Genomic DNA, 23,604 nt, shown 5'->3' on the forward strand with positions numbered 1-23,604 from the left:
GATTATTTCAGGTCGAAGCGGTCCAGGGTCATCACCTTGGTCCAGGCATCGACGAAGTCCTGTACGAACTGCTTGTCGTTGCCATTCAGGGCGTAGAACTCGGCCACGGCGCGCAGTTCGGAGTTGGAGCCGAACACCAGGTCCACTGGGGTGGCGGTCCACTTCAGCTTGCCGCTCTTGCGGTCGCGGCCTTCATAGAGACCATTCTCCTTTGATGACCTGGACCACTTGGTGGACATGTCGAGCAGGTTCACGAAGTAGTCGTTGTTCAGGGTGCCCGGCCTGTCGGTGAAGACACCGTGCCTGGAGCCGCCGTGATTGGCATCCAGGGCGCGCATGCCGCCGACCAGAACGGTCATTTCCGGAACGCTCAGGGTCAGCAGGTTGGCATTGTCGATCAGCATGTCCACCGGAGCGAGATGGGCCTCGCTGCTGTAGTAGTTGCGGAAGCCGTCCGCCTTGCGCTCCAGGAAGGCGAAGGACTGCACGTCCGTCTGCGCCTGGGTCGCGTCGTTGCGGCCGGGTTTGAAGGGCACCTCGATGTCGTAGCCCGCTTTTTCCGCGGCCTGCTCGATGGCCGCCGCACCGCCGAGCACGACCAGGTCGGCCAGGGAGACCTTCTTGTCACCGGACTTGCGGTTGAAGTCTTTCTGGATGCGCTCCAGGCGATCCAGGACTCTGTCCAGTTCCTTCGGGTCGTTCACGGCCCAGTCCTTCTGCGGCGCCAGGCGGATGCGCGCACCATTGGCGCCACCGCGCATGTCGGTGCCGCGGAAACTGGAAGCGGAGGCCCAGGCGGTTCTGACCAGTTGCGGCACCGTCAGGCCGGAGTCCAGCACCTTCGCTTTCAGCGCCGCTATGTCCCTGTCGTCGATCAGGGTGTAATCGACAGCGGGGATCGCGTCCTGCCAGATCAGGGTTTCCTCCGGCACCTCGTCACCCAGGTAGCGCGCGCGCGGGCCCAGGTCACGGTGGGTCAACTTGAACCAGGCCTTGGCAAAGGCGAGCTGGTACACCTTGGGATCTTCCACGAAGCGCTTGGCGATCTTGCGGTACTCGGGGTCGAATTTCAGCGCCAGGTCGGTGGTGAACATGATGGGCGCATGGCTCTTGCCCTTGATGTGGGCATCCGGCACGAACTTGAGCCGGTCGGCGTTCTTCGGCACCCACTGAGTGGCACCCGCCGGGCTCTTGCTCTTGACCCATTCAAACGCGAACAGGTTGGACAGGTACTGGCTGCTCCACATGGTGGGGCTGGCGGTCCAGGCGCCTTCCAGGCCGCTGGTAACCGTGTCTTCCGAGTGCCCCTTGCCGCACTTGTTCTTCCAGCCGAAACCCTGCTCTTCCAGCGCCGCGCCCGCCGGCGCCGCATCCAGGCACTCTTCCGGCTTGTGCGCACCGTGAGCCTTGCCGAAGGTGTGGCCGCCGGCAATCAGGGCCACGGTCTCCTCGTCGTTCATGGCCATGCGGCCGAACGTCTCGCGGATATCCTTGGCGGCGAGCAGCGGATCGGGGTTGCCGTTGGGGCCCTCCGGGTTGACATAGATCAGGCCCATCTGCACCGCGGCCAGCGGCTTTTCCAGTTTCCGGTCGCCCCGGTAGCGCTTGTCGGCACCCAGCCACTCGCGCTCGGAACCCCAGTAGACGACATCGGCCTCCCACTCGTCTTCGCGGCCACCGGCGTAGCCGAAGGTTTCGAAGCCCATGGATTCCAGGGCCACGTTGCCGGCCAGCACCATCAGGTCCGCCCAGGAAATCCTGTTGCCGTATTTCTGTTTCACCGGCCACAGCAGGCGGCGCGCCTTGTCCAGGCTGACGTTGTCGGGCCAGCTGTTCAGCGGCTCGAAACGCTGCTGGCCGCCGCCGGCGCCACCGCGACCGTCGTAGACCCGGTAGGTGCCGGCGCTGTGCCAGGCCATGCGGATAAAGAAGGGACCGTAGTGGCCGTAGTCCGCCGGCCACCAGTCCTGGGAGGTGGTCAGCACCTGTTCGATATCCTTCTTGACCGCATCGAGGTCGAGACTGCTGAAGGCTTCTGCGTAATCGAAACCCTCGTCCATCGGGCTGGACTTGTCGGCGTGCAGACGGAGGGGTTGGAGGTTGAGTTGCTCGGGCCACCAGTCCTGGTTGGACATGGGGGCCTCCTTGGCGTTAGCCGTGATGGCTACCGCCAGTGCCGCCGCCAGCGGGAGGGTTCTCTTAAACATTGGATTTGCGCTCCTTATTGCTTTGACTATTGCACGGCAAAAGCCTATAGGGATGCGCAATGACGGAGAAATTAGACTTAATTATCGCTCTGATAACAGCCGGCAATTCAGTTATCCTTAATCGATAGATAAAACAAATTACAGCGATAGATTTTCTACAGGCTTGTTTGCCGGCGGTTACCGCACAGTTTTCCCGGCCTCTTCCGGGGCGGCTGCGCGGCTGTCGGATTTAGACTCTACACTTGGCCCCGGACCCGAATCGAATCGACACGGAATCGCTATGCCGACAGGAAAAAACGCCACAAGATCCATTGCCGCCACCGCACTGCTCGCCGCACTGCTGGCGCTGGCCGGTTGCGACGGCAAACGGGAACGGCAACCCGCGGAAAGCGAGGTCCCCATCGGCAAACTGGAATCCAGCCTGAAAACCTTCGAGCGGCGGGCGGACGGTTGTGCCGCCGGCCAGGACTGTGCGACCGTCTCGATCAGGCGCGAGGTGTTCGAACAGAGGCCCGCGCTGAACAAAACCGTCCTGCGGCTGCTGATCCGCCAGCTGCAGGGCAACGGCGAAGACCAGACATCCGCTACCGGCCTGGAAGAGATCGCCAATCGTTTTCTCGCCGAGGCGGCACAGGTGGAGGCCGTGAGCAGCGCCCCCTGGCAGCTCAGCGGCGAGGCCAGGCGCCTGTCCCGGCGCGGCAACCTGCTCACCGTGGAGATCAACAGCTATCTCTATACCGGCGGCGCCCACGGCATGCCGAGTGTGCGCTGGCTCAACTGGGATCTGGCCACCGCCGCGAGCATCCCCCTGGGCCAGGTAATCCGGGAGGGCGAGGAGAAGTCGTTCTGGAAGGAGGCCGAGGCGGCGCACCGGCGCTGGCTGGACGAGCAGCCGGGAGCCAACCGCGAGTACCGCCAGATGTGGCCTTTCCAGCGCAGCGAGGATTTCCGTCTGACCGATGAGGGCCTGGTGTTGCTGTACGACGTCTATGTCCTGGGACCCTATGTCCTCGGCCCGGTGCAGCTGACCATACCCTGGGAGGACCTGCACGGCCTGGTGCGCGAGCAGTATCTGCCGGAACGCAATGGAAAGCAGAAATAACGGAACAGGTCAGGCGCGGGCTTTTTTCGGCATCAGGTACCAGAGAACCGCGGCGACCAGGAACAGGGCCGGCACATCGCCGAGCAGGTTGGCCCGCTCCGTCGCGTCCACCAGCGCCTGAACCAGCATGATGCCGCCGTGCACTATGCTCGACCAGACCGCGAACCAGATCAGGCTGGCATTGGCCGTGGGGTCCTTCGCCGCACGGATCAGGAAGACGCCCAGGGTCGCGTAGACGCCCGTGATCATCTGTTCGTATTCCGGCTGCCGCGGTGTCCAGCCCCATCCGGAGGGCCAGATCCACATCATCAGCGGGTAGATGGCGAAAATAAATATCAGTCCGAAAATGACCAGCGCGATTTTCAGGTATTTGAGCCGGGTTGCGTTATCCATCGGACTACTCCTCCAAGTCCCCCGGAATATGGCAGACGACTTCGATATTGTGCCCGTCCGGATCCAGAACATAGGCCGCATAGTAATCCGGATGGTACTGCTCGCGAACGCCGGGTGCGCCGTTGTCCTTGCCGCCCGCCTCCAGCGCGACCTTGTGGAATTCACGCACCGTATCCCTGTCCTCGGCGCGGAAGGCGATATGCAGGTTCGGCGCAGTGCTCTTGCCTCCCTTGATCCAGAGATCCGGCTTGTCGGCCCAGCCGAAGCCGGCCCAGTCGGCGTACTCGAGGATCAGCTTATAGCCGAGGGGGGTCAGGGCCAGGCGATAGAACTCCTTGCTGCGCTCGTAGCTGTGCACATGAACGCCAATATGATCCAGCATGGTTGCCCTCCAGAATCCCGTTATCCGCCGCCGGACACCTGTGCAGCCACAGCTGGTGGCCACCGCCCGATGGACCAGATTATTTATAGCATTGGCCGCCCCGGCTTGCGTCAAAACAGTATCACTCGTCGGGCAAAATGACCTGCCAGCGCGCCAGCTTTTGTGCAAAGTGCATGCCGGCGTGGGCGGGACTGGTCGATGGCAGCCGCAGCGTCGGAATGCTTCCCAGGATGTCCGGCAGCCTGGGCAGCACATGCATCCGATACATTTGCTCCGCCTTGGCGCCGTTGAAATAAATGCGGGTAATTTTCGGATGGGAGCTGAGAAAGGCCGCGAAGTCATTCGGCACTATTGTCGACTCGACAATGGCGGAGTCCATGCTGCCGGACCGGGTACAGCTCTTCAGCACATCCCAGAGGGCGATGCGATTTTCGGTCAGCGCGGCGCAGCGCCGTTCGTAGCCGAGCCCCGACTCCAGATCCAGTACCGCCTCGATGATCTTCCAGAAGGCGTTGCGCGGATGCGCGTAATACTGTTGTGCGCGCAGCGAGGCGATACTGGGCATGGAGCCGAGAATCAGGCGCGTCGCATCGGGGGCGGCTATCGGTGCAAAGCTGTGCACTGTGGTCATGGCAACCTGCAGCGGGCCGGGTTCATTGCGGGAATAGGCAATAGTAGAGCCCGTAACAGGCCACGCCGGCACCGAAGATAAACTGGCCGATCAGCAGTGAGCGGATCGCGAAGGTATAGCGGACAACGGTACCCTTCTGTGCGCTGTCGCGGGAGAAGATGCGACTCGATTCGGGGAGATCCCGCTCCAGCCGCTTCAACGCCGGCACCGCCAGGCTCAGCAGCTCGCGGCTGCGCGCATCCACCAGCCAGAACACTGCCGACAGTATCACGACGAAGCCGCCGAGCAGCGCCAGGCTCAGCGGGTGGAAACCCTTCTCCACCGCAGTGAAGATACCGCCCTCGGCAAACATCGACAGCACGACAAAAAAGTTGAAGCCCTTCAGTCGCTGCTCTGCGTTGAATCTGTAGTGCTCACAAAGGTACTGCTGCTCATTCAAGACAAATTTCCTTCCAATCCGCGCGTTCGAGACGATAGACAAAACAATCATCTTCGCCGAACCGGCGCCGCTCGATAAACCGGAAACCCATTCGCTCGTAGAAGCGGTGGGCGCGGACATTGCCCGCCAGCGGATCTATCAGCACCGCGGCGACTTCCGGCGGCGCGAAGCAGCGCTCCAGCGCGAGTTGCATCATCCGGGTGCCGTAGCCCTTACCCAGGTCGTCCGCTTCACCGATCCAGATATCGATAGCGCGCAGATTGTCCGGCACCCGGCCCCAGTAGTGGCTGTCCTCCAGGGCCGGATCGATAATCTGGATAAAGCCGATCGGGCGGCCGTCCAGTTCGGCGATCAGCAGTTCACGCCAGTCGGGGGAGCGCGACAGCTCTGTCTCCCAGCCCCAGTCGTCGTTCGGGTCGGCGGCGATCACATGGGGTTGCTCGTCCCAGTAACGCAGCAGTTCGAGATCGCCAATATTGGCCGGGCGAAGAATCATGATTTTCTCCCGTCAGTTACACTGCCGTACAGCCCGGACTTCCATAGTGCCGATCGTAGTAGACCAGCACTCATCGTAGACCGAGCAGTAGCATAATCTTGTATCAATTTTGCCCGACACCAGGTCACCCCAGACCACGCTAGAAAAATCCCCTTTGGGGATAAACAAATAGGTATGACTCTGGTCCGCCGAGATAACCCTCCCGCTATATACACCACCATAGGTACTTTCGTAGCTGCTCAACCCCGGATTCAAAGTCTTCAGGCGGCTTACGGATTCCCGCAGCGTTGAAACACCCTCACCCTCGAAAACAAACTCAAAATCCTTGACTATCGCCGGGCCAATACCGCGGTTTTCCAGCGCCAGTTCAAGCCCCTTGCTGTTATAACTGGTAGAGAAATTGAGATTCGGCCAGACACTGAGGCGCTGTGCCTTGCGAGCCTCGGATTGCTGTTCGCGCATAATGCGCACTTCCATGATGGACACTGTAAGTGCACAGAGACTGATCACTGTTGCCGCAACAGCCACCATCATTTCCATAGTAAACAGGTTATTTTTCTTCATCGAACACTTGTCGCCATGACATTCGGGACATTTTATTTATCATTGAGGCACCAATCGAGCGCCTCTTCTTTGAATGCATCACCGGTGGGCACGAACTGTCGCGGATCATCGAAGACGCCTATCAGGAAATGCTTCTCGCCGGCCCACTGGTCCCCCTGATAGGAAATGGACGTTCCGCAGCGCTTGCAGAAGCCGCGTCTCACACCTTTCGAGCTGCGATAGAAGGCCGCCGGCGACAGCCATTCAACCTGATCGTCATTGAATCCGACCCAGGTCGAAAAAGCCCCGCCGGTGGTACGCCGGCAACTGTCGCAATGACAGCGCCCGACGAATTTGGGCGGCCCACTGGCCTCGAAGCGGGTGGCGCCGCAGTGGCACCCGCCCTGGTACATTGCATCTACCATCTGCTTCTCCCTCTGCTACCTGCTTCCCTGCAACAGCTGATCTCCAATAGTACGGGATTTCATTCCATAAAAAAGCCGGGCTTTGCCCGGCTTGTCTTACTTCGCCAATTAGTGATTGGCCCTGTGCTCGATCAGCTCGTCCACCACCGACGGATCCGCCAGCGTCGAGGTGTCGCCGAGGCTGTCCAGCTCGTTGCAGGCGATCTTGCGCAGGATGCGGCGCATGATCTTGCCGGAGCGGGTCTTCGGCAGGCCCGGGGCCCACTGGATGATGTCGGGTTTGGCGATGGGGCCTATCTCCTTGACGCAGAGGTCGATCAGTTGCTGGCGCAATGCGTCGCTCGGCTCGTGGCCGGCCTTCAGGGTCACATAGGCGTAGATGCCCTGGCCCTTGATATCGTGCGGGTAGCCGACCACCGCGGCCTCGGCGGTGTCCTCGTGCAGCACTATCGCGCTCTCGATCTCGGCGGTGCCGAGGCGGTGGCCGGAGACGTTGAGCACGTCGTCGATGCGGCCGGTGATCCAGTAGTAGCCGTCGGCATCGCGGCGGGCTCCGTCGCCGGTGAAGTAGTAGCCGGGAAAGGTGGAGAAGTAGGTGTCGATCATGCGCTGGTGATCGCCGAAGACGCTGCGGATCATCGACGGCCAGCTGGATTTCATCACCAGCGCGCCCTCGCCTTCGCCCTCTATTTCCCTGCCCTTCTCGTCCAGCAGCGCCGGCTGCACGCCGAAGAACGGGAAGGTGGCCGAGCCGGGCTTCAGCGGCGTGGCCCCGGGCAGGGGCGTGATCAGGTGGGCGCCGGTCTCGGTCTGCCACCAGGTGTCGACGATCGGGCAACGCTCGTCGCCGACCACCTTGTAGTACCACTCCCAGGCCTCAGGATTGATCGGCTCGCCGACGGTGCCGAGCAGTTTCAGCGAGCTGCGGTCGGTCTGGGTCACGTATTCGTCGCCGGCGCCCATCAATGCGCGGATCGCCGTCGGCGCCGTGTAGAAGATATTGACCTTGTGCTTGTCAACCACCTGCCAGCAGCGGGACGCGTCCGGGTAGGTGGGCACGCCCTCGAACATCAGGCTGATGGCGCCGGCGCACAGTGGCCCGTAGACGATGTAGCTGTGGCCGGTGATCCAGCCGACATCGGCGGTGCACCAGAAGACGTCACCCTCCTTGTAGTCGAAGGCGTACTTGAAGGTCATGGTGGCCATCAGCAGGTAGCCGGCGGTGGTGTGCAGCACGCCCTTGGGTTTGCCGGTGGAGCCGGACGTATAGAGGATAAACAGCGGATCCTCGGCGCCCATCGGCTCGGGGGCGCACTCGGTTTTCATCTCGGCGACCGATTCGGCGTACCAGATGTCGCGCTTGCTGTCCCAATCGATATTGGCGCCGGTGCGCTTGACGACGATGGCGGTGTGCACGTCCGGGCAGCTGGCCAGGGCCTTGTCGACGTTCGCCTTCAGCGGGACCTTCTTGCCGCCGCGCACGCCCTCGTCGGCGGTGATCACCAGGCGGCAGTCGGAGTCGAGGATGCGGTCTTTCAGGGAATCCGGTGAGAAGCCGCCGAAAACCACCGAGTGCACCGCGCCGATGCGCGCGCAGGCGAGCATCGCGTAGGCGGCCTCGGGGATCATCGGCATATAGATGCAGACGCGGTCGCCCTTGCGCACGCCGCGGGTCTTCAGCAGGTTGGCCAGGCGGCAGACGTTTTCGTGCAGTTCGCGGTAAGTGATTTTCTCGCTCTCGGCGGGGTCGTCGCCCTCCCAGATGATCGCAGTCTGCCCGGCGCGGGCCGGCAGGTGGCGGTCGATGCAGTTGACGGTCACGTTCAGCTCGCCGTCGGCGAACCAGGCGGCGTGGCCGCGCTTCAGGTCCTGCTCGACCACCCGCGTGAAGGGCTTCTGCCACTGCAGGAAGTCCTTGGCCTGCTGGGCCCAGAAGGCATCCGGGTCCTCCACCGACTGGCGGTACATCCTCTGGTAGTCGTCCGCGCTGATATGCGCCTTGGCGGCAAAGTCTGCGGGCACGGGGCGGGTATGCACTTCTGACATCGTTTTCTCCCTTATTAGAATTATCTGGCCGATCTTCAGCCGGGCTGAGTTCGGCAATGGTCGGCCAGTTATAACATTGCCGGACAAATGATGACAACGCTGTCAAACAACGTGACTGCCAATTCTAGTTCGCATCATAGCCCGCGGACGGCCCGCTTCCACCTCCAGTCGGACTATTTGCGTGCCAATCCCCGGCGGGACTGGCACAATGGTAAATGTGATCACATTTACGGAGAACGGATATGTCGAAGAAACTGCTGCGCGTCGCCGAGGGCCGGGGCCAGGTCGAAACGGGCCCGGTGGCCTCGGAGAAGCTGCTGGCGGGCAACCCCCGGCAGATGACCGAGCACTTCTTTACCAACGCCAGGGAGAATTTCTTCTGCGGCGTCTGGTCGTCGGACGCGGGCAAATGGAAGCTCAGCTACAGCGAGGACGAGTTCTGCTACATCATCGACGGCGAGGCGGTAATCACCGACGCCGACGGCCACAGCGAGCGGGTCGCGGCCGGGGACGCCTTCTGTATTCCGGCGGGGTTTGAGGGCAGTTGGGAGACTGTCGGCAGCGTGAAGAAGTTTTACGCCATCTACGAGGAGTAATCTTTTTTGTAGGAGCGGCGGGGCGGCCATCCGCCCCCGCCGCTCCTACAGGGGAGCAAAAACAAGGAGGGCAGGATAATGAAATTCACCATTCACAAGGCAACGCCAACACAAAGTAATATCGTTGCAGACTTGGTCTTCAGGCTACTCACTGATCTGGTCGGCCACAAGCGCAATATCGATCCGGAAAAACTGGCAGACACATCGAAAACCCTGTTGTCCCGCGACGACGGATTCTATTCCTTCCTGTGTGAATATCGGGGGGAGTTTGTCGGCGCAATCACAGTATCCAGGTCCGCGGCCATTTATGCCGGTGGCTATTTTGGCGTAATAGAAGAACTGTATGTAAAACCCGAACACAGGTCCAAATCCATCGGCAAGAGACTCCTGGATCACGCCATCGAGTTTGCGAAATCCCAACACTGGCCGCGCCTGGAAGTGAGCACGCCGGAGGGGGAGAAGTGGCGGAGAACCGTTGAATTTTATAAGAGGGAGGGTTTTACGGGGAATTCGGCGGGGGAAAGATTGAAAATTGAAATTTAAAGATGCGCAGCGCAGGAGCGGCCGTTGGCCGCCCCGCCGCTCCTACAGGGTGTTCTTATCGAACCTCAGGCTTCGGCCAACTGCATCGGAATCGTATTGGTGCTGCGCTCGACACGGTTCTTCTCGTCCAGGTAGACCAGCTTCGGCTTGAAGGTGTCCGCCTCCGCTTCCGTCATCTGCGCATAGGAGGCGATGATGATGCGGTCGCCCACCTGCACCCGGCGCGCGGCGGCGCCGTTCATCGAGATGATGCCGGAACCGCGCTCGGCCAGTATCACATAGGTGTGGAAGCGCTCGCCGTTGGTCACGTTGTAGATATCGATCTTCTCGAATTCGCGCAGCCCGGCCAGCTCCACCAGATCTTCGTCTATTGCGCAGGAGCCGTCGTACCAGAGTTCGGCCTGGGTCACTGCGGCCATATGCAGCTTGCATTTCAGCATTTCGATTTGCATGTCTCCCCTCCCCTCAGAGTTCCAGGGATACGTTGTCGATCAGGCGCGCGGCGCTGGTGTAGATGGCGCCGAGGATCGTGATCTCGCTGTCGTCGTCGGCGGCCGGCTGCAGGTCCTTGCTGTTGCAGATCGAGAAGTAGTCGACGCGGAAACCGGCCTTCTCGATGCGCTTCCTGGCCTCGTCTTCCAGTGCGGCGAAATCCCGGCGGCCGCCTTCGATTTCACCTTTGGCCCAGTTCAGGGACTGGTTCAGCACTGCCACCTTGGGGCGCTCCTGCTCGGTGATGTAGCTGTTGCGGGAACTCATCGCCAGGCCATCCGCCTCGCGGTGCACCGGCGCGGCGACAATCTCCACCGGGATACACAGGTCCTCGACCATGCGGCGGATCACCGCCAGCTGCTGGAAGTCCTTGATACCGAACACCGCCTTGTCGGGCTGCACGATATTGAACAGCTTGGTCACCACCGTGGTGACCCCCTCGAAGTGGCCCGGGCGGCTGGCGCCGCACAACACGTCGGTCATCGCCGGGCAGACCACCCGGGTCTGTTCGTCCATGCCGTTGGGGTATATCTCGTTCTCGTCCGGGTGGAAGAGGAAATCGCAGTCGGCAGCGCGCAGGCGCGCCATGTCCTGCTCCAGGGTGCGCGGATACTTGTCCCAGTCCTCGTTCAGGCCGAACTGCAGCCGGTTGACGAAGATGGACACCACCACCAGGTCGCAGTGCTGCCGGGCCGTTTTGACCAGCTCGATATGGGCGTCGTGCAGATTGCCCATGGTGGGCACGAAGCCGACGGTCTTGCCGTCGCTGCGGGCCTGCGCCAGCGCCTCGCGCAGGCTGGCCACGTGGTGGAAGACTTGCATCGCGATCACTACCGCTGTGACTGAATCAGCGCGGCATCATACTCGCTGGGCGGAGGGGCGACAATAGATGGCCAGGAGAGCTAGTTGGCCCAAGTTCGGCAATAAAGTGGCCAACTGGTCGCGATCTGCCGCTAAAGGCCGGAAACCAGAATCATCGTTCGGTTTTTTCCCGGCGCTGGCGGGACCTGCCCGGGGGCGAAACCGAACGAATTAATCGCTATCGGTTCAGGAAAGATTCAGTCCCCGGCGGGCACACTGGCTCCCACAGTACGAGAAGCCGCTCTGGCGGCACTGGAGAGCCATCAGCCCTCGGGAGAGAGCCATCAGCCCCCGGGAGAGAGCCATCAGCCCCCGGGAGAGAGCCATCAGCGCTCGGGAGAATAGCCCCATGAAACAGATAGTCACTGCGATCGCCACCGCCGCCCTGCTGCTGATCGCTGCGCCGACCCTGGCCGACGACCGCCATGGCTGGCGCGGCAATCAGGAAGCCAGCGGTTCCGCACTGCGCGACGCCGTCAACAAGGAGCGTCGCAGGGCCCGCGGCGAAAGACGTGAACATGACCGCGGGCATCGGCCGCCGAAAAGGCGCGACGACAAGCACCACAAGCGCGACGATCACCGAGGGGATCACGGTAAGCACCACAAGCGCGACTGGGATCACCGCGGCGATCGCGACCGGCACCACAAGCGCGACTGGGGCCACAGGGATCGTGACTGGCACCACAAGCGCGGCTGGGACCGCGACCGCCGGGACTGGGGCCACGGCCACCGCGGAGACCGCAAATACCGCAAGCACGGTTACTCCTGGGCTCGCCACCACAAGCCGCACCGGCCCGTCTACCGCACCGGCTACCGCCACCACAGGCCCCGCTGGCGCCCGTCGCACTACCACTACGGCTATCGCTGGAGACACCTGCCGAGCAGTTTTGTGCGCATCAGCATCGGCGGCCTGGGTTTCTTCTATAGCGATGGCATCTTCTACCGCCCACACGACTATGGCTATGTGGTAGCGCCCCCGCCGATCGGCGCCGTGGTGTACAGCCTGCCCGCCAGCGCGGTGACCGTGGTCTACGGCGGCTACAACTACTACGTGGTCTATGGCACCTACTATCTGTGGGACGGCCGCGGCTACCGCGTGGTCGACAACCCCGGCATCTTTCTCTGACTCCCGTTTTACCACCCCTACTTCAGCGGCCCCCGGGCCGCTTTTTTGTGTTCCTAATTCCGCAGGCAAAAACTGAATAAAATTTCAAAAATAACAGGCGGAAAACTGGCGCCAGAAACCGAATGAAAATTTGATTTTTATCCGCTAAAAAATAGCCTTTTTCTTATCTATAGTTATTGCTTTCCGCCCCGACTGGGCCCAAGATTCGCGCCCCGCCACACACCAATCAGATAGGCGCCATGAAACAGCAACAAGTACAAGCCTGGACTTGCGAAGACTCCGCAGAACTCTATGGAATCCGCAACTGGGGCGCCGGTTATTTCGACCTGAATGAAGCCGGCGAAATCACCGTTCGCGTGGAAAATCCCGCTGGCGAGACACACAGCGTGTCGCTGATGGATATTGCCCGCGGCGCCACTGAGCGCGGCCTCGGCCTGCCGCTGCTGCTGCGGATCGAAAACCTGCTGGACGCGCAGATAGCGCGCATCAACCAGTCCTTCGCCCGCGCGATCGAGTCCTGCGGCTACGGCAATGTGTTCCGCGGCGTCTTCCCGATCAAGGTGAACCAGCAGTGCCAGGTGATCGAGGAGATCGCCAAGGCCGGGCGCCAGTTCAACCACGGTCTCGAGGCCGGCAGCAAGGCGGAGCTGATCGCGGCCCTGTCGATCCTCGACAACACCGAATCGCTGATCATCTGCAACGGCTACAAGGACGAGGAATTCATCAACCTGGGCCTGCAGGCCCAGCGCCTCGGCGTGCAGATCTTCTTCGTGGTCGAGACGCCTTCGGAGGTGGACACCATCGTCAATTGCGCGAAAAGGGAAAATGTGCGCCCCAACATCGGTGTACGGGTCAAGCTCGCCTCCAAGGTGGGCGGCTACTGGAACGCCACCAGCGGCGACCGCAGCATCTTCGGCCTCGGCAGCAACGACCTGATCGCAATGGTGGACCAGCTGCGCCACCACGACATGCTCGACTGCCTTAAGCTGCTGCACTACCACCTGGGCTCCCAGGTGCCGAACATCCGCGACATCCGCACCGGCGTGCTGGAGGCCTGCCGCTACTACGCCGACCTGGTGGAGGAAGGCGCGGCCATGGGCTACCTGGACCTGGGCGGCGGCCTGGCGGTGGACTACGACGGCTCCAAGACCAACTACACCCACTCCAAGAACTACTCCCTGGACGAGTACTGTGTGGACGTGGTCGAGGCCATCATGGGCACCCTGGACAGCGAGGGTGTCGCCCACCCGGTGATCATCACCGAGTCCGGCCGCGCCACCGTGGCCTACTCGTCGGTGCTGCTGTTCGATATCCTCGACACCACCCGCTTCGAGCCCGTCGAACTGGAGCACACGAAAATCGCCGAGGGCGACCACCAGATGCTGCTGAACCTGCAGGACGCGGTGAACAGCATCAGCGCCAGGAACCTGCAGGAGAGCTACAACGACGCCCTCTACTATCGCGACGAGGTACGCTCCCTCTACCTGCACGGCCAGGTCAGCCTGCGCGAGCGCGCCAATGCGGAAAACCTCTTCCTGCAGGGCGCGCAGAAAATCCGCGCGCTGCTGGACGAGGCGGAGGAAGTACCGGTGGACCTGCAGGCGCTGCCGGAGGTGCTGTCGGACATCTATTATGCGAATATGAGCGTCTTCCAGTCGCTGCCGGACATCTGGGCCATAGACCAGGTATTCCCGCTGGTGCCGATCCACCGGCTGGACGAGGCGCCGACCCGCTCTGCGATCATCGCCGACATCACCTGCGACTGCGACGGCAAGATAGACCGCTTTATCGGCCGCCAGGAGGAGCACAAGACGCTGCTCCTGCACCGGGTCAAGGAGAGCGAGGACTATATTCTCGGCACCTTCCTGGTGGGCGCCTACCAGGAGACCCTCGGCGACCTGCACAACCTGTTCGGCGATACCAACGTGGTCAGCGTGCGCATTCACGACGACGGTAGTTTCGATTACAGTCGCGAGATTCACGGCGACAGCATCGCCGACGTGCTGAGCTATGTGGAGTACCAGCCGCAGGAGCTGTTCGAACGCTTCCGCAAGCTGGCGGAGCGGGCGGTCAAGGATGGCAGGATCAGTGCGCAGCAGCGCAAGCAGATACTGCATACCTATACGGCGAGCATGAGCGGTTATACCTATTTCGAGAAATAAAGTTCGGGACTCGGGACTCGCAAGATTGTGCAGTAGGAGCGGCCCATGGCCGCGATCGGACTCCCGCACATCCGGATAGCCCGATCGCGGCCATGGGCGGAAGGCCGCCCCGCCGTTCCTACAAGGTGTGAATCAGCTTCGGCAAGTCCACGCCATCTAAAACAGATTCGCAAAATAAGGAGATTTTTATGGCCAATGTACTGATTATCGGCGCCGGTGGCGTCGGCCAGGTGGTTGCGCACAAGTGCGCCCAGGTCGAGGAGGTGTTCGAGAATATCACCCTCGCCAGCCGCACCAAGAGCAAGTGCGACAAAATCGCCGATATGCTGCCGCGCAAGATCGACACCGCCGAGGTGGACGCGGACAATGTGCCGGAACTGGTGAAGCTGATCGATAAGGTCAAGCCGGACATGGTGATCAACGTCGCCCTGCCCTACCAGGACCTGCACATCATGGACGCCTGCCTGGAAACCGGCGTGCACTACCTGGATACCGCCAACTACGAGCCGCCGGAAGAGGCCAAGTTCGAGTACAAGTGGCAGTGGGCCTACCAGGACAAGTTCGAGAAGGCCGGCCTGATGGCGCTGCTCGGCAGCGGCTTCGACCCGGGCGTGACCAGCGTCTTCACCGCCTACGCGAAGAAACACCACTTCGATCGCATCAAGACCCTGGACATCCTCGACTGCAACGCCGGCGACCACGGCCTGCCGTTCGCGACCAACTTCAACCCGGAAATCAATATCCGCGAGATCACCGCCAACGGCCGCTACTGGGAAAACGGCGAGTGGGTCACCACCAAGCCGATGGAGGAGAAGCGCGTATTCGACTTCCCCGCCGGTATCGGAGAGAAGGACATCTACCTGCTCTACCACGAAGAGCTGGAGTCCCTGTCCAAGCACTATCCGGAAATCGAGCGCGCGCGCTTCTGGATGACCTTCGGCGCCAGTTACCTGAAACACCTGGAGGTGCTGCAGAACGTCGGCCTGACCAGCATCGAGCCGATCGAATTCCAGGGCCAGGAAATCGTGCCCATCCAGTTCCTGAAGGCGCTGCTGCCCGACCCGGCCAGCCTGGGCCCGCTGACCAAGGGCAAGACCTGCATCGGCAACATTATTCGCGGCATCCCCAAGGAAAGGACAGGGGACGGCGATGAGAAGATCTACTACATCTACAACATCTGTGACCACCAGGAGTGCTACAAGGAAGTCAAGTCCCAGGCCATCTCCTACACCACCGGCGTGCCGGCGATGATCGGCGCCAAGATGATGCTGGAGGGCAAGTGGATGAAACCGGGCGTGTGGAATATGGAACAGCTGGATCCGGATCCGTTTATGCACGACCTGAACCAGTACGGCCTGCCGTGGCAGGAGACCTGGCTGGACAAGCCATTCCAATAAAATCCATCGACCACCTGTAGGAGCCTGCTTGCAGGCGCCTACAGCGACTACTGCGAGTTCTCCAATGGATTTGACTCCGCGAATAGACTACTTCGGCAACTTCGACCCCACCCGCGTCCCCTCCCCCTGCTTCGTCGTCGACGAGCGGGCGCTGCGCGACAACCTGGCCGTGCTGGCCGACGTGCAGCAGCGCAGCGGCGCCAAGGTGCTGGCCGCGCTGAAGGCGTTCTCGATGTGGAGCACCGGCCCCATCGTCGCCGAGTACCTGTCCGGCACCTGTGCCAGCGGCCTGTATGAGGCGAAACTCGGTTACGAGGAGTACGGCGGCAAAGATCTCGGCAAGGAGGTGCACGTATTCAGCGCCGGCTACAAGGAGGACGAACTGAAGAAAATACTGCAGTTCGCCCACCACGTGATCTTCAATTCCTTCTCCCAGTGGAAGCGCTACAAGGAGTTGTGCCTGCAGGCGCAGAAAGAGAGGCCGGAACTGCGCTTCGGCCTGCGCATCAACCCCGAGCACTCCGAGGGCCACACCGAACTCTACGACCCCTGCGCCCCCTGCTCGCGCCTGGGCATAGTGCGTTCGCTGTTCGACGGCGAGGACCTGGACGGCATCAGCGGCCTGCACTTCCACACATTGTGCGAGCAGGACTTCAAGCCGCTGGAACGCACCATCGCCGCGGTGGAGGAAAAATTCGGCCAGCTGCTGCCGCAGATGGAGTGGATCAATTTCGGCGGCGGCCACCATATCACCCGCTGCGACTACCAGGTGGACGAGCTGGTGGACGCGGTGCGCGCCTTCTCCGACAAACACCGGGTGCAGGTCTACCTGGAGCCGGGTGAGGCCATTTCGCTGTTCGCCGGCATACTGGTGGCCGAGGTGGTGGATATCGCCTGGAACGGCCGGGACCAGGCCATCCTCGACGCGTCCGCCACCTGCCATATGCCGGACGTGCTGGAGATGCCCTACCGCCCGGAAATCACCGGCGCCGCCCGCCCCGGCGAACTGCCCCACGACTACCGCCTCGGCGGCCAGAGCTGCCTGGCCGGGGACAGTATCGGCGAATACAGTTTCAGCGATCCGCTGAAAGTCGGCGACCGGCTGGTGTTCGAGGAGATGGCCTACTACACCATGGTCAAGACCAACACCTTCAACGGCATACCGCTGCCGGCGATAGCCCTGTGGAATTCCAAGACCGACGAACTGAAAATCGTCAAGGAGTTCGGCTACGAGGATTTCAAGGGCCGCCTGTCCGGGCGGGACTGGAAAATACTCGAGCGGAGTTCCGGTGACGAAAACGGCGGATGCGCGTAGGGTGCGCCGTGCGCACCATTGGCCTGAACGGTGCGCAGGGCGCACCCTACGGCACTAAATCAAAAGATTAGCTCCCTCTCCCGCTTGCGGGACAGGGGCCGGGGAGAGGGCCTGTGGGCCGCCCCGCAAACCAGGTGCAGCAAAATGCTCTCAGAAAACGACTACCCGATATTCCTCGGCTCCGAAATCGAACAGCCGAAACCGGAAGAGGCCCTCTTCCACATACTGCCCATTCCCTACGAGGAAACCGTCTCCTACGGCGGCGGCACCGGCAAGGGCCCGGCGGCGATCCTCGAGGCCTCCTGGCAGCTGGAGACCTTCGACAATTTCTCCTATCCCTGCGAGCTGGGCATCTACACCCGCAGCCCGGTGAATGTCTCCGGCACGCCGGAGCAGGTGATGGACAATATCGCCGCGGCCACCCGCGAGGTGCTGGAGCAGGGCAAGATGCCGGTGGGTATCGGCGGCGAGCACTCGGTCACCTGGGGCGTGATCAAGGGTTACCTGGACGCGGGCATCGAGGATTTCGGCGTGGTGCAGATAGACGCCCATGCGGACCTGCGCGACCGCTACGAAGGCCAGAAGCACAGCCACGCCAGCGTGATGCGCCTGGTGGTGGAGGCGGGCATACCACTGTTCCAACTGGGCATCCGCGCCTACTGCGAGGAGGAGGTGGGCGCACGGGAGAAATACGGCGTCCACTACCTGGACGCGCACCAGTTGGTGCCCACCAACGTGCAGGAATTCGAGCTGCCGGAGGACTTCCCGAAGAAGGTCTTCTTCACCCTGGATATCGACGGCATGGACCCGTCGGTCTTTCCCTCCACCGGCACCCCGGTGCCCGGCGGTCTCGGCTGGTACCAGACCCTGAACCTGTTCGAGTCGGTAGCCAGGCAGCGGGAGATCATCGGCTTCGATCTGCTGGAATTCGCCCCCATCGAGGGCTTCCACGCCTACGACTTCGCCGCCGCCCAGCTGTTGTACAAGCTGATGGGTATAGTGCAACGCACCAGAAGGGTTTAATGCTGAGGCGGCGCCCGCCGCCCCTTACACAACCCGCTCCAGCACATCGGTGGCCCTGTGGGCCGCCGATACCCCGTCGATCAGTATCACGTCGCCTTCGCTGTTGCGCGTGCGCAGCGGCAGTATCTCCTGGTAGGCCGCCGACTCGTACCAGTTCCTGGCGCTGTCCAGGTCGGGGAATTCGATAATGATCAGGTCGCCGCCCCAGTTGCCCTCCAGGGATTCAAACGGCCCGCCGTGCACCAGGAAGCGCCCGCGGTAAGGCGCCAGTGTGGCGTCGATCCTCTGCAGGTACTCGACGATGTCCTCTCCCACATTCACGTTGTGCAGATGTCCTATGGCGTAAGCGGGCATGGTGCCTCCCTGTATCAGTCTGTTGGCCGGATGAACAGGGGCAAGTTACCGGCGCTGAGCCTCCGCGTCGATTACCGCTGCGGTGAGTGCCCGCCTTTTTACGCCGGAGCGGCGGGAAATCCATTTCCAGTTGGGAAGGCAGCAGGGCTGCGGTGGCGGTGACTCAGGCGCCGCCGCTGGCGTCAGTGGCGCACCAGGTCGCCGACCGACGGGTTTTCCTTTTCCATTGGCGCAAGGTAGCGCCGCTGCCGACAGGCGTCTATCAACGCTTTTGTCCTGCATTTCACATTTCTTAACCCGCAGGCGTGGCGAAGGGGCGATTGCAGGGGTTAAAATTTAAGCTAAGTAAGTAATCGCTTCGCTGGAGAGAGCGTGAAGACGTTAAAAACGCTGATTGGCGCGGCGGCGCTGCTGGCCCTGGCGGCATTTGCCTTCAGCCCGCCCGCCGATGCCTCGCCCCGCGGCTACGAGCGCGGCGGATACGGCTATCACCGCCCGTACAAGCACTGGCACAGGCACCACCACCGCGGCCCCCGCTACTACGCCCCCGGCTATTGGGGGCCGCGCATTTCCCTCGGCTTTGTGGCGCCGATACTGCCGGCCGGCTACGTGAGCCTGGCCGTCGGCGGCAGTCCCTATTTCTACCACGGCGGCTACTTCTACCGACCGGCGCCGTCGGGCTACGTGGTGGTCTCGGCGCCGCTGGGCGCCTCGGTGGTGTCGCTGCCGGCCAGTGCGGTACAGATCCAGGTCGGCGGCGCCATCTATTACCAGTACGCCGACGCCTACTACCAGTGGCGACCGTCCAGCCGCGCCTATGTGGTGGTGCCGCCGCCGGCCGGCGCTTCGGCAGCCGGCGCCCCCCCGGCCCCGGCAACTCCCGCTGCGCCTCCGGTCCCGGGCGCCGCAACCTACGGCTATGCGCCGGGCCAGGTGGTGGAGGAACTGCCCACCGGCTATACGGCCGAGGTGATCAACGGCGTGCAGTATTACCGCTACGGCAGTGACTACTTTATGCCGACCCGGCGGGACGGGCGCGAGGTCTATGTGGTGGTGCGGATCTAGATCCCAAGGCTGATCGCGGCCAACGGCCGCCCCGGCCGCTCCATGTATTCACGGCGCCTTCGGCCCTACAGGGGCAATATCTCCCGTAGGAGCGGCCGTTGGCCGCGATCGGGTTATCGGCCCTCTACGGCACCAGCTTCAGCGACAGATCATCCAGGTAGGAGTCGTTGTCGGTTCCGTTATTGCGGGTGCCGCGCAGATGGAACTCCACGGTGCGGGTACCCACCGGTACATCCACAATACTGCTCCTCAGTGTATAGCTGGTGGTGGCGCTGGAAACGGGAGCGGAGCTTCCCAGGCTCTGGCCGCCGGCGTCGACAAACACCAGGAATATCTCCGGCACGTCGCTGCCGTTCCAGTTGCGCATATAGCCTGCATATTCGGCGCTCAGGCCGCTGTCGATGGCGGCGGCGTAGGCGCTCACATCCACCGTCTGCACCGCCTCCGCCACGGCGGCCTCGTTGCACAGGGCGCCGACGGCAAAGTAGCGGCTGCCGCTGTGGGGCGCCACGCCGTTGCACTCGCCGCTGGTCAGGCTCTCCAAGTAACCGGACAGCGGCTGCCAGTGATCCGTGCCCTGCTCGGCACCCGGGTTGACCAGCAGATTGTCACTGGGGATCTGCGGTTCCTGGTTGCCGTCATTCGGCAGCACGAGTGACAGATGGATGTCGTCGAGATAGGAGTCGTTGTCGGTGCCGTTGTTGCGCGTGCCCTCGATCCACACATCCAGGGTATAGGTGGTCGCGGGCACAGCGATACTGCCCGACACCCGGGTCCAGCTGGTGGTGGCGGAGCTGATCACGTTGCTGCTGCCGATCACATTCCCCTGCTGGTCGAGGAACTCCAGATACAGCTCCGGCACATCGCTGCCGCTCCAGTTGCGCATATAGGCGGCGAAGTTGGCGCTCACAGTGCCGCCGGCGATGGCGTCGCGGTAACCGGCCAGGTCGATGCGCTGGCGCGCGCGGGCCAGGGCCGACTCACTACACAGGCCGCCGATGGCGAAGTAGCGGCTGCCGCTGTTGGGGCTGGCGCCATTGCACTCGCCCTGGATCAGGGACTCCAGCACACCCTCCTCCACCGTCCAGCCGCCGGTACCGTCCTCGGCGCCGGGATTGACGACCAGGTTGCCGGTCTCCATCAGGTCCGGCGTGGTGAAGCTCAGCTCCTGGGACCAGTCCGACCATTCCCAGTGCTCGTCGCGGTAGCGCACGCGCCAGAAGTAAGTGGTGTTGCCGGCCAGGCCGCCGACGGAGTAGCGGGTGATATCCACTCCGTCCTGGATATTCATCTCGTACCAGATGTTCTCGCTGCGGGTCCTGTTGCCCCAGGCGTCGACGACCGGATCGCTGTAGTCGCCGGCAACGGTCGTCACCTGCCAGTGGCTGGCCAGGTGGCTGTCGCCGTCGGCATCGCCGAAGGGGCCCGCCTGCAGCTCGGCATTGATATCGGCGATCTGGCCGCCGGGGGCCTGGGCCACCGGCGCATTCGGTGGAGTATTGGCGCCGCCGATCACGAAATCGTCGCGGGAGCTGGCGTCGCTGTAGCCGTAGTAATCCCGATCGTCGCCGCCGGTGCGCCGCCGTACATGCACCGCCGGCGCGCCCTGGGCGCTGAAGGTCAGCGCCGAGTAGCCGTACTCGTCGTAGCTCTTCTGGAACTCGTCGTAATCGCGCTGGGCGTACTCACCCCAGAAGTCGATATCGCCGGCGCTGGTGGCGGCGTTCAGCCACAGGTGCTTGACGTCGCGGGACTGGCCGCGGGAATAGGCGTGGGTGTGGCCGAACAGGTGGCCGCTGATGGTGCCGGTCTGCGCGGAGAAGTCCTCCAGCTTCTGCACGAAATCACAGGTGACCGGGTTCTCGCCGGGCAGCCACAGCTCCGACTTGCACGGGTGGTGCAGCTGGAAAAACACATAGTCGATGCCGCCGTCCTGGGCAGTATCATCGAGCAGGCCGTCGAGCCAGCTCTCCTGGGCGCTGTGCATGGTCGCGCCGAGGCTGGTGTTGGAGTTGAGGCCGATCAGGCGCAGGTTGGCGTAGTCAAGGTAGTACCACTGCTCCGGGTAACCGACGGTGCCGTTTTGCGGCAGTTTGAAATACTTCAGGTAGTTGCTGATGTCGTAGTCGTGGTTGCCGATCGACGGGATCAACGGCACATAGGGGCTGATGCCCCTGACCATGGCGAAGAACTCGTTGCGCCACTGGCTGACGACTCCGCCGCTGGTTACCAGGTCGCCGGGAATCACAATGCCGGCAATATCCCCGGGGCAGCTGTTCACATCGCCGCCGCACTCCACACCGATCAGGCCATTTTGCACGATATCCTGAAAGCGCTCCGGCCAGTCGCCCTGGGTGTCGCTCAGCACGATAAATTTGAAATCCCCCACTGCATCGCCATCGGCGGGCCAGGTGCGGAAGCGATAGACGGGCGTATCGCCGTTTTCGGAGCGCACGAAATATTCGTAGTTGCTGCTCGAAGCCAGGCCGTCGATCTGCGCCTGGAAAATGGTGCTGCTGCCGTCGACAGTGCCGGCGGGCAGCTGCTGGAAATTGCCCTGTCCCAGCGGGCGGTAGTGCACACTGAAACTGTTGTCATTGGACTCGAACATCACCGTCATGCTGTCGGCGGACGGCGACTGCAGGTAGGGCTCCACCAGGAAACTCGGGCTGGCGGACGCCAGCGGGGAACAGAGGGATGCAGCAAACAACAGTGGCGACAGCAAACAGGATCTTTTTGTTTTCGGTTTCATCGGCACATCCCCATATTTGGTCTAGACCAGTTTGAAGGAGACCCAGAGAGTAGAGAGGTTCCGTGAACTTTATATTTAGGCTGCGCTAATTCATTTTTAACTGTGCAACCAGCTTGCCGATCTGTGACCCAGTTTTGGTTGGTGTCGGCTATTTCTACGCAGCTAGGCCGTGAAAACGAGCAAACTGCCGCAAGGCCCGGTTGAAGCTCGCCAGCAGAGCCGAACCGGGCTTTTTGTTCCAGTGCAGCGATTCGATGCGCATCATATCCGCCTCCCGGTCCGCCTTCAGGTCCACCACACCGGCAAAGCCGTCACCGTAGAGAATCGGCAGGCAGAAATAGCCATAGCGGCGCTTGTGCGCGGGCAGGTAGCACTCCAGCTGGTAGTCGAAATCGAACAGTCGCTTCAGGCGCTTGCGCTGCAGCACCAGCGGGTCGAAGGGGGACAGCAGGCGCACCCTGCGCGGCGCTCTGGCCGGACTGACCTGTTCGTCCTCGACCAGCAACAGTTCCCTCCCTCGCGGCAGGAGTTCGCCGCTCTTCAGCATCGATTCCACCGCCTTCTCGATCAGCGGCCTGTCGTGCTTGCGCAGGTAGGCTATCTCCTCCGGGCGCCCGATGCCCTGGCAGCGCAGGAAGCTGCGCACCAGGTGACAGCCGTATTCCAGGTCGCTGGCGGTGCCCGTGTGGATACGGGGCGGCAGCAGCCGCTCCGGCAGGTCGAAGACTTTCTGGAAGCCGTCGCGGTGGCTGACCATCAGTTCGCCCTCGTGGAACAGCTGTTCCAGGGCCTTCTTCTCGTCGGACCACTCCCACCAGCCGCCCTTGGCCTTGACGAAATCGCTGGCCTTGAGGGGCCCCTCGGCGCGCACCCGGTCCAGCACATGGCGGCAGAGTCTGGCGTTCTTCTCGAACCAGTGGCTCTGGCCCTCGCGGATGCGGTTCATGCGCACGCGGGCGAAGCGGTAGTGCTCCATCGGCAGGTAGGCCGCGGCGTGGGACCAGTACTCGAAAATCTCGCGGCGCTGCTCCGCCTGCTCCAGCTGCTTTTCGCGGTAGCGCGGCAGACGGTTGTAGAGCTGGTGGTGATGGGCACGGGTAATTCGCTGGATGGCGTCCAGCTGCAGCGCGCCCAGGTGGCGGATCAGGGAAGGCAGGTCATGGGGCCAGGGGCTGTGTATATGCTGGCGCTCGATAACCAGTGCGCGGATTTCTTTATCGGAAAGCAAAGCAGTCGCCCCTACGGGCCCAGATT

The 23,604-nt window shown here is 62.3% G+C and carries 23 protein-coding genes; 9 read left to right on the forward strand and 14 right to left on the reverse strand.

Annotation, left to right across the window (positions count from 1 at the left end):
• Positions 1–2: 2 nt before the first annotated feature.
• A complete protein-coding gene (gene katG, locus AC6R19_RS03325; RefSeq protein ID WP_500578091.1) occupies positions 3–2,207 on the reverse strand; it encodes a catalase/peroxidase HPI in 2,205 nt (734 codons plus the stop codon).
• A 280-nt stretch (positions 2,208–2,487) separates the two neighbouring features.
• On the opposite strand from katG, the gene AC6R19_RS03330 reads away from it, so the two are divergent.
• Complete coding sequence (locus AC6R19_RS03330) at positions 2,488–3,309, forward strand: DUF3298 and DUF4163 domain-containing protein (RefSeq protein ID WP_500578093.1); 822 nt, start codon at positions 2,488–2,490, stop codon at positions 3,307–3,309.
• Positions 3,310–3,318: 9 nt separating this feature from the next.
• Here AC6R19_RS03330 and AC6R19_RS03335 read toward each other — a convergent pair whose 3' ends face one another.
• The 8 genes from AC6R19_RS03335 to acs form a co-directional block, all read right to left on the reverse strand.
• Positions 3,319–3,702 carry a DUF6632 domain-containing protein gene (locus AC6R19_RS03335; RefSeq protein WP_500578094.1) on the reverse strand — a complete coding sequence of 128 codons (384 nt, stop codon included), beginning with the start codon at positions 3,700–3,702 and terminating at the stop codon, positions 3,319–3,321.
• A 4-nt stretch (positions 3,703–3,706) separates the two neighbouring features.
• A complete protein-coding gene (locus AC6R19_RS03340; protein WP_500578095.1) occupies positions 3,707–4,084 on the reverse strand; it encodes a VOC family protein in 378 nt (125 codons plus the stop codon).
• 121 nt (positions 4,085–4,205) lie between these two features.
• Positions 4,206–4,715 carry a DNA-deoxyinosine glycosylase gene (locus AC6R19_RS03345; RefSeq protein ID WP_500578096.1) on the reverse strand — a complete coding sequence of 170 codons (510 nt, stop codon included), beginning with the start codon at positions 4,713–4,715 and terminating at the stop codon, positions 4,206–4,208.
• Between the two features lie 22 nt (positions 4,716–4,737).
• A complete protein-coding gene (locus AC6R19_RS03350) occupies positions 4,738–5,154 on the reverse strand; it encodes a hypothetical protein (protein ID WP_500578097.1) in 417 nt (138 codons plus the stop codon).
• Positions 5,147–5,650 carry a GNAT family N-acetyltransferase gene (locus AC6R19_RS03355; protein WP_500578099.1) on the reverse strand — a complete coding sequence of 168 codons (504 nt, stop codon included), beginning with the start codon at positions 5,648–5,650 and terminating at the stop codon, positions 5,147–5,149. Before AC6R19_RS03355 ends, AC6R19_RS03350 begins: the two co-directional genes overlap by 8 nt.
• A 12-nt stretch (positions 5,651–5,662) precedes the next feature.
• The gene (locus AC6R19_RS03360) at positions 5,663–6,214 is read right to left on the reverse strand and encodes a hypothetical protein (protein ID WP_500578100.1); all 552 of its coding nucleotides are present in this window, start codon (positions 6,212–6,214) and stop codon (positions 5,663–5,665) included.
• 32 nt (positions 6,215–6,246) lie between these two features.
• Complete coding sequence (locus tag AC6R19_RS03365) at positions 6,247–6,618, reverse strand: GFA family protein (RefSeq protein WP_500578102.1); 372 nt, start codon at positions 6,616–6,618, stop codon at positions 6,247–6,249.
• Positions 6,619–6,726: 108 nt separating this feature from the next.
• Positions 6,727–8,664 (reverse strand): acetate--CoA ligase, encoded by a 1,938-nt coding sequence (gene acs, locus AC6R19_RS03370; protein ID WP_500578104.1) that lies wholly within the window; start codon positions 8,662–8,664, stop codon positions 6,727–6,729.
• Positions 8,665–8,906: 242 nt separating this feature from the next.
• Here acs and AC6R19_RS03375 point away from each other — a divergent pair, with 242 nt between their 5' ends.
• Both AC6R19_RS03375 and AC6R19_RS03380 read left to right on the forward strand, forming a co-directional pair.
• Positions 8,907–9,260: a cupin domain-containing protein gene (locus AC6R19_RS03375; RefSeq protein ID WP_500578106.1), complete on the forward strand. Its 354-nt coding sequence runs from the start codon at positions 8,907–8,909 to the stop codon at positions 9,258–9,260.
• 78 nt (positions 9,261–9,338) lie between these two features.
• The gene (locus AC6R19_RS03380) at positions 9,339–9,803 is read left to right on the forward strand and encodes a GNAT family N-acetyltransferase (RefSeq protein ID WP_500578108.1); all 465 of its coding nucleotides are present in this window, start codon (positions 9,339–9,341) and stop codon (positions 9,801–9,803) included.
• A gap of 65 nt (positions 9,804–9,868) precedes the next feature.
• Here the strand turns inward: AC6R19_RS03380 and panD are convergent, their stop codons facing one another.
• Positions 9,869–10,255 (reverse strand): aspartate 1-decarboxylase, encoded by a 387-nt coding sequence (gene panD / locus AC6R19_RS03385; protein ID WP_500578110.1) that lies wholly within the window; start codon positions 10,253–10,255, stop codon positions 9,869–9,871.
• Between the two features lie 13 nt (positions 10,256–10,268).
• Positions 10,269–11,117 carry a pantoate--beta-alanine ligase gene (gene panC, locus AC6R19_RS03390; RefSeq protein WP_500578112.1) on the reverse strand — a complete coding sequence of 283 codons (849 nt, stop codon included), beginning with the start codon at positions 11,115–11,117 and terminating at the stop codon, positions 10,269–10,271.
• A 388-nt stretch (positions 11,118–11,505) separates the two neighbouring features.
• On the opposite strand from panC, the gene AC6R19_RS03395 reads away from it, so the two are divergent.
• The 5 genes from AC6R19_RS03395 to speB all read left to right on the forward strand — a co-directional run bounded on the left by AC6R19_RS03395 (position 11,506) and on the right by speB (position 18,179).
• Positions 11,506–12,282, forward strand: coding sequence for a DUF6515 family protein (locus tag AC6R19_RS03395; RefSeq protein WP_500578114.1), 777 nt, complete (start codon positions 11,506–11,508; stop codon positions 12,280–12,282).
• 239 nt (positions 12,283–12,521) lie between these two features.
• Positions 12,522–14,444: a biosynthetic arginine decarboxylase gene (speA, locus tag AC6R19_RS03400; protein WP_500578116.1), complete on the forward strand. Its 1,923-nt coding sequence runs from the start codon at positions 12,522–12,524 to the stop codon at positions 14,442–14,444.
• Positions 14,445–14,632: 188 nt separating this feature from the next.
• Positions 14,633–15,841: a saccharopine dehydrogenase family protein gene (locus AC6R19_RS03405; RefSeq protein ID WP_500578118.1), complete on the forward strand. Its 1,209-nt coding sequence runs from the start codon at positions 14,633–14,635 to the stop codon at positions 15,839–15,841.
• Positions 15,842–15,905: 64 nt separating this feature from the next.
• On the forward strand, positions 15,906–17,156 hold the full coding sequence (gene nspC / locus AC6R19_RS03410; RefSeq protein ID WP_500578119.1) for a carboxynorspermidine decarboxylase: 1,251 nt from the start codon (positions 15,906–15,908) through the stop codon (positions 17,154–17,156).
• 144 nt (positions 17,157–17,300) lie between these two features.
• Positions 17,301–18,179 carry an agmatinase gene (gene speB / locus AC6R19_RS03415; RefSeq protein WP_500578121.1) on the forward strand — a complete coding sequence of 293 codons (879 nt, stop codon included), beginning with the start codon at positions 17,301–17,303 and terminating at the stop codon, positions 18,177–18,179.
• A gap of 24 nt (positions 18,180–18,203) precedes the next feature.
• Here the strand turns inward: speB and AC6R19_RS03420 are convergent, their stop codons facing one another.
• Positions 18,204–18,533, reverse strand: coding sequence for a DUF1330 domain-containing protein (locus tag AC6R19_RS03420; RefSeq protein WP_500578122.1), 330 nt, complete (start codon positions 18,531–18,533; stop codon positions 18,204–18,206).
• A gap of 372 nt (positions 18,534–18,905) precedes the next feature.
• Between AC6R19_RS03420 and AC6R19_RS03425 the strand changes: the two genes are divergently transcribed.
• Positions 18,906–19,598, forward strand: coding sequence for a DUF6515 family protein (locus AC6R19_RS03425; RefSeq protein WP_500578123.1), 693 nt, complete (start codon positions 18,906–18,908; stop codon positions 19,596–19,598).
• Positions 19,599–19,722: 124 nt separating this feature from the next.
• Here the strand turns inward: AC6R19_RS03425 and AC6R19_RS03430 are convergent, their stop codons facing one another.
• Both AC6R19_RS03430 and AC6R19_RS03435 read right to left on the reverse strand, forming a co-directional pair.
• A complete protein-coding gene (locus tag AC6R19_RS03430; protein WP_500578125.1) occupies positions 19,723–22,350 on the reverse strand; it encodes a purple acid phosphatase family protein in 2,628 nt (875 codons plus the stop codon).
• A 154-nt stretch (positions 22,351–22,504) separates the two neighbouring features.
• Entirely contained in the window at positions 22,505–23,578 is a 1,074-nt protein-coding gene (locus AC6R19_RS03435; RefSeq protein ID WP_500578127.1) for a winged helix-turn-helix domain-containing protein, read from the reverse strand.
• Positions 23,579–23,604 lie beyond the last annotated feature (26 nt).

The organism is Microbulbifer sp. SE14 (assembly GCF_059834885.1).